The organism is Pseudomonas sp. GL-R-26 (assembly GCF_019947365.1).
GTDB lineage: Bacteria > Pseudomonadota > Gammaproteobacteria > Pseudomonadales > Pseudomonadaceae > Aquipseudomonas.
This window is the reverse complement of record NZ_JAGYGI010000008.1, coordinates 35662-44539: the sequence shown is the minus strand read 5'-3', so window position 1 is coordinate 44539 and position 8878 is coordinate 35662. Positions and strand designations below refer to the sequence as shown.

Sequence of the window (8878 nt, the reverse complement as noted above, 5' to 3'; positions counted from 1 at the left end):
GTGGTTGTGAGGACGCCATCGCGAGCAGGACCAGCGCAAATCTCAGGATGATTGAATAATGCTCAACCGCTCCCCCACCACCATCTCGGTAATCCACCCGACGAGGATCGAGGTGTAGGCCTGCTGCGAAACCGGATCGCTCAGCGCATGGTCGGCGCCATCGATGATGCGATGGGTCAACGAGTGAGTCTGCTGGCACGCCGCGCGGTAACTCATGATCGTCGAATGGGGCACGTAGTCGTCGGTCTCGGACTGCACCAGCAGGACATCCCCGGTGAATTGCGAGCAGGCATGCAACGCCCGGTTGCTGTCGGCACGCACCAGGGTGCTTCGGTAATCACGCAGATCCAGCTTGTCCAGGTCGCGTTTCGGCGCGTGCCATTGCTCGTCGCGATACAGCGCCGGCACTCGCAGCGCCAGCCAACGCACCGGCCTGAGCGAGGTCAGGATCGAGGCCAGATACCCCCCGTAACTGGTGCCGACTACGGCAATTGCCGAGGTATCGAGGGCCGGATGCGCGAGCAAGCGGTCATAGGCCGCCAGCAGGTCACGCAAATTGTCTTCCCGGGTTACCCGGGTCAATGGGATACCGGTACCACCGGTGTGCCCGCGCAGGTCGAAGGTCAGGCATACACAACCCAGCCCGGCGATACCTTTTGCGCGTTCCAGGTCCCGCTCCTGGCTGCCGCCCCAACCGTGCACGAAGAGCACGCCGGGGACTTTCGATTTGGGGCTCAGGAAGGTCCCGCTCATCTGTTCGTCGTCGATGTCGATCTGAATGGATTCGCTTCTAGCCGTCATAGGATTTAACCGTCACGTACTTGAGGAGAAAGTCACTGGTCTGGGCCGGCCCGCGGTACACCTCGATGGCGTCCGCCGGCAGCGGCTGATCGATGTAGGTTTCCACCGAAGACACACGAATCGCGCGCATCCCCGGATCGTTGATGAAACTCTGCAAGGCCGCCACCTCAGCACTGCTGGCTCCGCCCATGCGCCAGGACTGTTCGAGCACACCGCTACGTGGCTGGCCGTTGCTGTCCAGGCCTTGGGCGATGTCGTAATTGCGCCGCGAGGCATAAAAGCCGGGATAGGCTTCGTCCGCCGCATTGTCGAACACCTGTGCCTGACGGATCGCCAGTTGCACGTCTTCCGGCAGATCCAGCTTCAGCAATTGGTCATAGTCACCCGGCACCACCAACAGGTTGGACCCGCCATACACCTGCTCACCCTGAGCGTCCTCGGTCAAGTATTGATCACCGCAGTAACTGAGTACCTTGCCGCTGATAAAACTCTGGCCGACGCTGTGGGTGATCACCTGGTTCAGATCCTGTTCGAGCACCACGCCTTCGCAGAACGTGGCCTCAGCCTCTGGCCTGGCCAGCACTTCATCGAACTCGTCGAGGCTTTTGATCACTTCCTGACCACGCCCGGCGCAGGCATGAATCGGCTTCAGACGGATCGGCCCGGTGGACAACAGATGCTCCGCCGCCGGGCGCGCATCCTTCAGGGAGAACACGCTGAAACCGTCGAGCACCACGCTGCGCACCCGCTCGGAAAACAACGGCGCCCAGCCTGGCGGCGCGTGGGCGTGGTGGTTGAGCAACCCGTGGCTGATGGCCTTGGTGCAGATGAAGTCGTGGTCGACATAACCGCCCCACAAGTCCTCCGGCCCTTTGACCCCCAGTTGCCGGGCAGCCGCCGCGCCCACCAGGGTCTGGGTCGGCAAAAGGTAGAGGTCTCGCCCGTCATGCAACTGCGGGTCATAGCTGCCGCCGTACTTGAGCCCCAAAATCTGCGCCAGCCAGCGGGCCAGTGCACGGTTGGTTTCAACTTCGTGCAGTGGGGCGTCGGCGAGCACCGAATGGGCGACCACCAGTTTCCTGCGGTTTGTTGGGGTCATGCATCCCCCTTCAATCGACGCTTGATGAATGTAGATGAAGGGGTGCAGAGATCAGGCCAAGGCCTGTTGAGGGAAAAGGGGGTTTAAATCAGCTCGTTGCACAGGAAGTGATGGCATGTGGCCTGTTTTATTCTGCACGACGCCCTTTGATATTCCGGCATTTTGCACGATTCAATACTGGCACAGAACCAATGTGGGATTTGTTGTTAATGGCCTACCGTGCCGCAGCAGCCGGCGTCACTCCAAACCGCGTCCGATAATCACTCGGCGCCAACCCAGTGATTTTCCTGAACGTCGCACGAAACGCCCCGGGGTCCTGATAACCCACGGTCCAGGCGATGTGGTCGATGGTGCCGTTGGTGAACTCAAGCATTTCCCGGGCCTTGCCGACTCGCAGATGCTGGCAGTATTCCGTGGGTTTGAGCCCGGTGGCCGCGCGGAAACGGCGCAGGAAGGTGCGTTCTTCCAGCCCTGCCTTTTCGGCCATTGCCGCCAGCGACACATCGGTCGCCCCGGTGCTTTGCAGCCAGTGCTGCACCTTGAGTATCGCCGCATCGCCGTGGCTGAGGATCGGCGCAAAGTTGCTGCCGCACTCACTGGCGCTGTCGCTGTGTTCCACCACCAGAAAACGTGCGGTGTTGGTGGCGATGCTCGGCCCCAGCAGCCGGTTGACCAGGCGCAGACCCAGTTCCGACCAGGCCATCAGCCCGGCAGTGGTAATCAGATCGCCGTCATCGACAATCGGCGTATCGGCCTTGAGCCTGATCGCCGGATAACGTTCGGCGAAGGCTTTGGCCGAGGTCCAGTGAGTGGTGGCGCTGCGACCATCGAGCAGACCGCTTTCGGCCAACAGGATAGAACCCACGCAAACACCGCCCAGCGTCGCGCCGCTGGCATGTTGTTCACGTAACCAGCGGATCAATCCCTGTGGCGCCTGGCCCTCGGAAAAACCGCCGATCGAAGGCGGAATCAACACGGCCACCAAGGCGGGCTCCGGGCCTGGATGGCTGTCGAAGACCCGAACCGGCGGCTGATCGCCTTCGACCTGCCAATGGCTGACCCGCAACAGTGGCAACTGCGCAGACTGATGCTCGGCAGCGATCCGATTGGCCACCCCGAACAAGTCCGTCAAGCCATGCACCGCCGCCATCTGCGCACCGGGATAGATCAGCACGCCGAGTTCAGCGATTGCCCTTTCTGCGTCCATTGTCAGTTTTCCCCCTTCTATTGTCGGTGCGGCCAATCCCCGGATCACCTGCCAGAGCCAATACTTCATTCCACACCAACACACACTTCGAGGAAACAGTCATGGCCAAGCAAGCGCTCATCGTAGTCGATATCCAGAACGACTACTTCCCCCAAGGCAAGTGGCCGCTGGTCGGTGCCGACGCCGCCGCAGACAACGCCGTCCGCCTGATCAAGGCCTTCCGCGACGCGGGGGATTCAGTGGTACACATCCGCCACGAATTCACCTCCGAAGAAGCGCCGTTTTTCACTCCGAACTCCGAGGGGGCGAAGTTGCACCCGAAAGTGCTCAACCACGCCGACGAACCGGTGGTACTCAAGCACTTCGTCAACTCGTTCCGCGAAACCGAGCTGAAATCGATCCTCGACGAGCAAGGCATCAAGGAACTGGTGGTCGTGGGCAGCATGAGCCACATGTGCGTCGACGGCATCACCCGTGCGGCGGCGGATTTTGGCTATACGGTCACCGTGATCCACGACGCCTGCGCCACCCGTGACCTGGAGTTCAATGGCGTAGCGGTTCCGGCGGCGCAAGTTCATGCGGCATTCATGGCGGCCCTGGCGTTTGCCTATGCCAGCGTGGTGTCGACCAACGAGTTCCTCGCGGCCTGAGTCTGCAACCAAATTCCACCGTCCATAAAAAAACCCGCACTTCCAAGTGAAGTGCGGGTTTTGTGTTTCAGCTTGCCGCTTGTAGCTTGAGGCTGACAGCTGCTTTAGAACGGAATATCGTCATCAAAGCTGTCGAAATCCGGAGCCGGCTGAGGAGCAGCCTGCTGTGGAGCCGGGCGCGACTGTTGCGGCGCCGACTGCTGTGGACGCGGAGCCTGCTGGCGTGGCGCGGACTGCTGGTAGTTGTTACCGCCGCCCTGGCCCTGCTGGTCGCCCTGTGGACGGCCGCCCAGCAGTTGCATGGTGCCTTGCATGTCGACCACGATTTCGGTGGTGTAACGCTTGATACCGTCTTTTTCCCACTCGCGGGTCTGCAGCTTGCCTTCGATGTAGACCTGCGAACCTTTACGCAGGTATTCGCCAGCGATTTCTGCAACCTTGCCGAACATCGACACACGGTGCCATTCGGTCTTTTCGACTTTCTGACCGGTTTGCTTGTCGGTCCACTGTTCGCTGGTCGCCAGACTCAGGTTGGTCACGGCGTTACCGTTAGGCAAGTAGCGAACTTCGGGATCCTGGCCGCAAGTGCCGACCAATATGACTTTGTTAACCCCACGGGCCATAACGTTCTCCTAGGCTACGCACGCTGCCCCGGCCGGGTTGTTCACCAGGCACTCAAGGGTGGTGCGATCCAATAGTTCGGTGTCCAGTTTGATGTAAATCGCCGCCTCTTCCGCGACGATGACTGCATCTGTTACCCCTACGACCGCCTTCAGGCGCTCGACCAGACCCGCTTCGCGGATCGCCTCAGGCGACAACGGCAAGCGCAGGCTCGTGACGTAGGGAGGTTCGCGCATGGTAACAGCAAAGGCCAGCCAGAGGGCAGCCAGACCGGCGCATCCGAGGAACACAACCGACAGACCGCCATGCTGGAACAGCCAGCCACCGAGGATTCCCCCCAGTGCCGAGCCGAGGAACTGGCTGGTGGAGTAAACCCCCATCGCCGTACCCTTGCCTCCGGCCGGTGAAACCTTGCTGATCAACGACGGCAACGAAGCTTCCAGCAGATTGAACGCGGTGAAGAACACCACCGTACCGATCACCAGAGCCCGCAAGCTGTCGCCGAACTGCCAGAAGAATAGCTCAGTGAGCATCAGCGTCACGACGGAGCCGAGTAAAACTCGTTTCATTTTGCGTTTCTTCTCGCCGTAGATAATGAACGGGATCATGGCGAAGAAAGAAATCAGCAGCGCCGTCAGGTACACCCACCAGTGCTGCTCTTTGGGCAGCCCGGCTTTCTCGACCAGCGCCAGCGGCAAGGCGACGAAACTGGACATCAACATCGCGTGCAACACAAAAATGCCCAGGTCCAGGCGCAGCAGGTCCGGATGCTTGAGGGTCGGGATCAGCGCCTGGCGCGCGACACGGGACTCACGGTGCTGCAACGGGCCGGTGGAGCGCGGCACCATGAACATCACGATCACGATGCCGAACAGCGCCATGCCTCCGGTAGCAAGAAACAATCCGGACAGTCCGAAGGCGCGGGTCAGCAGCGGGCCGACCACCATGGCCACCGCAAACGACAGGCCAATGGTCATGCCGATCATGGCCATGGCCTTGGTCCGGTGCTGCTCGCGGGTCAGGTCGGACAACAGCGCCATGACCGCCGCGGAAATCGCCCCCGCGCCCTGCAGGATCCGGCCGGCAATCACGCCCCAGATCGAGTCGGCATTGGCTGCCAGCAGACTGCCGAGGGCAAAGACGATCAGGCCCAGGTAAATCACCGGGCGGCGACCGATGCGGTCGGAAATGAAACCGAACGGAATCTGGAACACTGCCTGGGTCAGGCCATAAGCGCCAATCGCCAGACCGATCAGGGCCGGCGTGGCTCCGGCCAGATCCATCCCATAGGTCGCCAGTACCGGCAACACCATGAACATGCCAAGCATACGGAAGGCGAACACCAGGGCCAGACCGCTTGCTGCGCGGGTCTCGCTGCCACTCATGCGCTCGCTGTGGGGATCGTGCATGGAAAAACCTCATGTGAACCGGCGGCGATTCTACCAGTCCCATCGATTGGCAGGGTATATCGCGACGCTTTGACGCGCATTGCTGACACACTCTTCATGTAAGACAGTAGCCCACTCGTTCGATAGTGTGCATCCATCCAGTATTTGGCCGTATACTCCTACGTTTTCGACGCCCGCCAAGCGAGGCCACTTTGGACAAGATCCTGATTCGTGGGGCTCGAACCCACAACCTGAAGAACATCGACCTGACCCTGCCACGGGACAAGCTGATCGTCATCACCGGCCTGTCCGGCTCCGGCAAGTCGTCCCTGGCTTTCGACACCCTGTACGCCGAAGGTCAGCGTCGCTACGTCGAATCGCTGTCGGCCTACGCCCGGCAGTTCCTGTCGATGATGGAAAAGCCCGACGTCGACACCATCGAAGGCTTGTCGCCGGCGATCTCCATCGAACAGAAGTCGACCTCGCACAACCCGCGCTCGACGGTCGGCACCATCACCGAAATCTACGACTACCTGCGCCTGCTTTATGCACGCGTGGGTATTCCCCGTTGCCCGGATCACGACATCCCGCTGGAAGCGCAGACCGTCAGCCAGATGGTCGACCTGGTCCTCGCCGAACCGGAGGGCAGCAAGCTGATGCTGTTGGCGCCGGTCATTCGCGAGCGCAAAGGCGAGCACCTGTCGGTTTTCGAAGAGCTGCGCGCACAGGGCTTCGTCCGCGCCCGAATCAACGGCAAGCTCTATGAGCTGGACGAAGCGCCCAAGCTCGACAAGCAGAAAAAACACACCATCGATGTGGTGGTCGACCGCTTCAAGGTTCGCGCCGACCTGCAACAGCGCCTGGCCGAATCCTTCGAGACCGCGCTGAAACTGGCGGACGGCATCGCCCTTGTGGCGCCGATGGACGACGAGCCGGGTGAAGAGATGATCTTCTCCGCACGCTTCGCCTGCCCGATCTGCGGCCACGCGATCAGCGAACTGGAGCCCAAGCTGTTCTCCTTCAACAACCCGGCCGGCGCTTGCCCGACCTGTGATGGCTTGGGGGTGAAGCAGTTCTTCGACATCAAGCGCCTGGTCAATGGCGAACTGACCCTGGCCGAAGGGGCGATTCGTGGCTGGGATCGGCGCAACGTCTATTACTTCCAGATGCTCGGCTCGCTGGCCTCGCACTACAAGTTCAGCCTCGAAGTTCCGTTCAACGAACTGCCAGCCGATCAGCAGAAATTCATCCTGCACGGCAGCGGTTCGCAAAACGTCGACTTCAAATACCTGAACGACCGTGGCGATATCGTCAAACGCTCGCACCCGTTCGAAGGCATCGTGCCGAACCTGGAGCGCCGTTACCGCGAAACCGAATCGGCATCGGTGCGCGAAGAACTGGCCAAGTTCCTCAGCACCCAGTCGTGCCCGGATTGCCGTGGCACCCGTCTGCGGCGTGAAGCGCGGCACGTGTGGGTCGGCGAGAAAACCCTGCCGGCAGTGACCAACCTGCCGATCGGCGATGCCTCCGATTATTTTGGCGGGCTCAAGCTCACCGGACGTCGCGGCGAAATCGCCGACAAGATCCTCAAGGAAATCCGCGAGCGCCTGCAGTTCCTGGTTAACGTCGGCCTCGACTATCTGTCGCTGGATCGCAGCGCGGACACCTTGTCCGGTGGCGAGGCCCAGCGTATTCGCCTGGCCAGCCAGATTGGCGCCGGCCTGGTGGGCGTCCTGTACATCCTCGACGAACCATCCATCGGCCTGCACCAGCGCGATAACGACCGGCTGCTGGGCACCCTCAAGCACCTGCGCGACATCGGTAACACGGTGATCGTGGTCGAGCACGACGAAGACGCGATCCGCCTGGCCGACTACGTGGTGGACATCGGCCCGGGCGCTGGTGTGCATGGCGGTCATATCGTCGCCGAAGGCACACCCGCCGAGGTCATGGCGCATCCGGATTCGCTGACGGGCAAATACCTGTCGGGCCGGGTGAAGATCGAAGTCCCGGCCAAGCGTACGCCGCGCAACAAGAAGCTGACGCTTTCACTCAAGGGCGCGCGTGGCAACAACCTGCGCAGTGTCGACCTGGAGATTCCGATCGGCCTGCTGACTTGCGTGACCGGCGTGTCCGGCTCCGGCAAGTCGACACTGATCAACAACACCCTGTTCCCGCTGAGCGCCACGGCGCTGAACGGCGCAACGACGCTTGAGGCGGCCGCCCACGACAGCATCAAGGGCATGGAGCACCTGGACAAGGTCGTCGACATCGACCAGAGCCCGATCGGCCGTACACCGCGCTCCAACCCGGCGACCTACACCGGATTGTTCACACCGATCCGCGAGTTGTTCGCCGGCGTACCGGAGTCCCGCTCCCGGGGCTACGGGCCGGGGCGCTTCTCCTTCAACGTCAAGGGCGGCCGCTGCGAAGCCTGCCAGGGCGACGGCCTGATCAAGGTCGAGATGCACTTCCTGCCGGACATCTACGTGCCCTGCGACGTGTGCAAGAGCAAGCGTTACAACCGCGAGACCCTGGAGATCAAGTACAAGGGCAAGAGCATCCACGAAACCCTCGAAATGACCATCGAGGAAGCGCGAGTGTTCTTCGATGCCGTACCGGCCCTGGCGCGCAAGCTGCAAACGTTGATGGACGTCGGCCTGTCGTACATCAAGCTGGGGCAATCGGCGACCACGCTGTCCGGCGGTGAAGCCCAGCGGGTGAAACTGTCCCGCGAACTGTCCAAACGCGATACCGGCAAGACCCTGTACATCCTCGACGAACCCACCACCGGGCTGCACTTCGCAGATATCCAGCAACTGCTGGACGTGTTGCATCGCCTGCGCGACCACGGCAACACAGTGGTAGTGATCGAACACAACCTGGACGTGATCAAAACCGCTGACTGGCTGGTGGACCTGGGTCCGGAGGGTGGTTCCAAGGGCGGGCAGATCATTGCCGTCGGCACGCCGGAGGAAGTGTCAGAGATGAAGCAATCCCACACTGGTTACTACCTCAAGCCGCTGCTGGAGCGCGATCGGGCTTAACCGGCCCCCATGAAAAAGCCCCTGTCACTTCATCAGTGACAGGGGCTTTTTTGTATTCGCAGCAA

7 protein-coding genes are annotated in these 8878 nt (G+C 61.4%); 2 read left to right on the top strand and 5 right to left on the bottom strand.

What is annotated here, in order from left to right; translation table 11 throughout:
• Window positions 1-42: 42 nt before the first annotated feature.
• From KGA96_RS10425 to KGA96_RS10415, 3 genes are all read right to left on the bottom strand, one after another.
• Window positions 43-801, bottom strand: coding sequence for an alpha/beta hydrolase family protein (locus tag KGA96_RS10425; protein WP_046041624.1), 759 nt, complete (start codon window positions 799-801; stop codon window positions 43-45).
• Entirely contained in the window at window positions 791-1900 is a 1110-nt protein-coding gene (locus tag KGA96_RS10420) for a DUF3182 family protein (RefSeq protein WP_223512703.1), read from the bottom strand. Before KGA96_RS10420 ends, KGA96_RS10425 begins: the two co-directional genes overlap by 11 nt.
• 214 nt (window positions 1901-2114) lie before the next feature.
• Entirely contained in the window at window positions 2115-3107 is a 993-nt protein-coding gene (locus KGA96_RS10415; RefSeq protein WP_046041622.1) for a GlxA family transcriptional regulator, read from the bottom strand.
• Window positions 3108-3208: 101 nt separating this feature from the next.
• Between KGA96_RS10415 and KGA96_RS10410 the strand changes: the two genes are divergently transcribed.
• Window positions 3209-3757 carry a cysteine hydrolase family protein gene (locus tag KGA96_RS10410; RefSeq protein ID WP_223512700.1) on the top strand — a complete coding sequence of 183 codons (549 nt, stop codon included), beginning with the start codon at window positions 3209-3211 and terminating at the stop codon, window positions 3755-3757.
• A gap of 104 nt (window positions 3758-3861) precedes the next feature.
• Here KGA96_RS10410 and KGA96_RS10405 read toward each other — a convergent pair whose 3' ends face one another.
• The gene (locus KGA96_RS10405) at window positions 3862-4380 is read right to left on the bottom strand and encodes a single-stranded DNA-binding protein (RefSeq protein ID WP_007984430.1); all 519 of its coding nucleotides are present in this window, start codon (window positions 4378-4380) and stop codon (window positions 3862-3864) included.
• 9 nt (window positions 4381-4389) lie between these two features.
• Window positions 4390-5787 carry an MFS transporter gene (locus tag KGA96_RS10400; protein ID WP_223512699.1) on the bottom strand — a complete coding sequence of 466 codons (1398 nt, stop codon included), beginning with the start codon at window positions 5785-5787 and terminating at the stop codon, window positions 4390-4392.
• A gap of 191 nt (window positions 5788-5978) precedes the next feature.
• Here KGA96_RS10400 and uvrA point away from each other — a divergent pair, with 191 nt between their 5' ends.
• The gene (gene uvrA / locus KGA96_RS10395) at window positions 5979-8813 is read left to right on the top strand and encodes an excinuclease ABC subunit UvrA (RefSeq protein ID WP_046041619.1); all 2835 of its coding nucleotides are present in this window, start codon (window positions 5979-5981) and stop codon (window positions 8811-8813) included.
• Window positions 8814-8878: the final 65 nt, after the last annotated feature.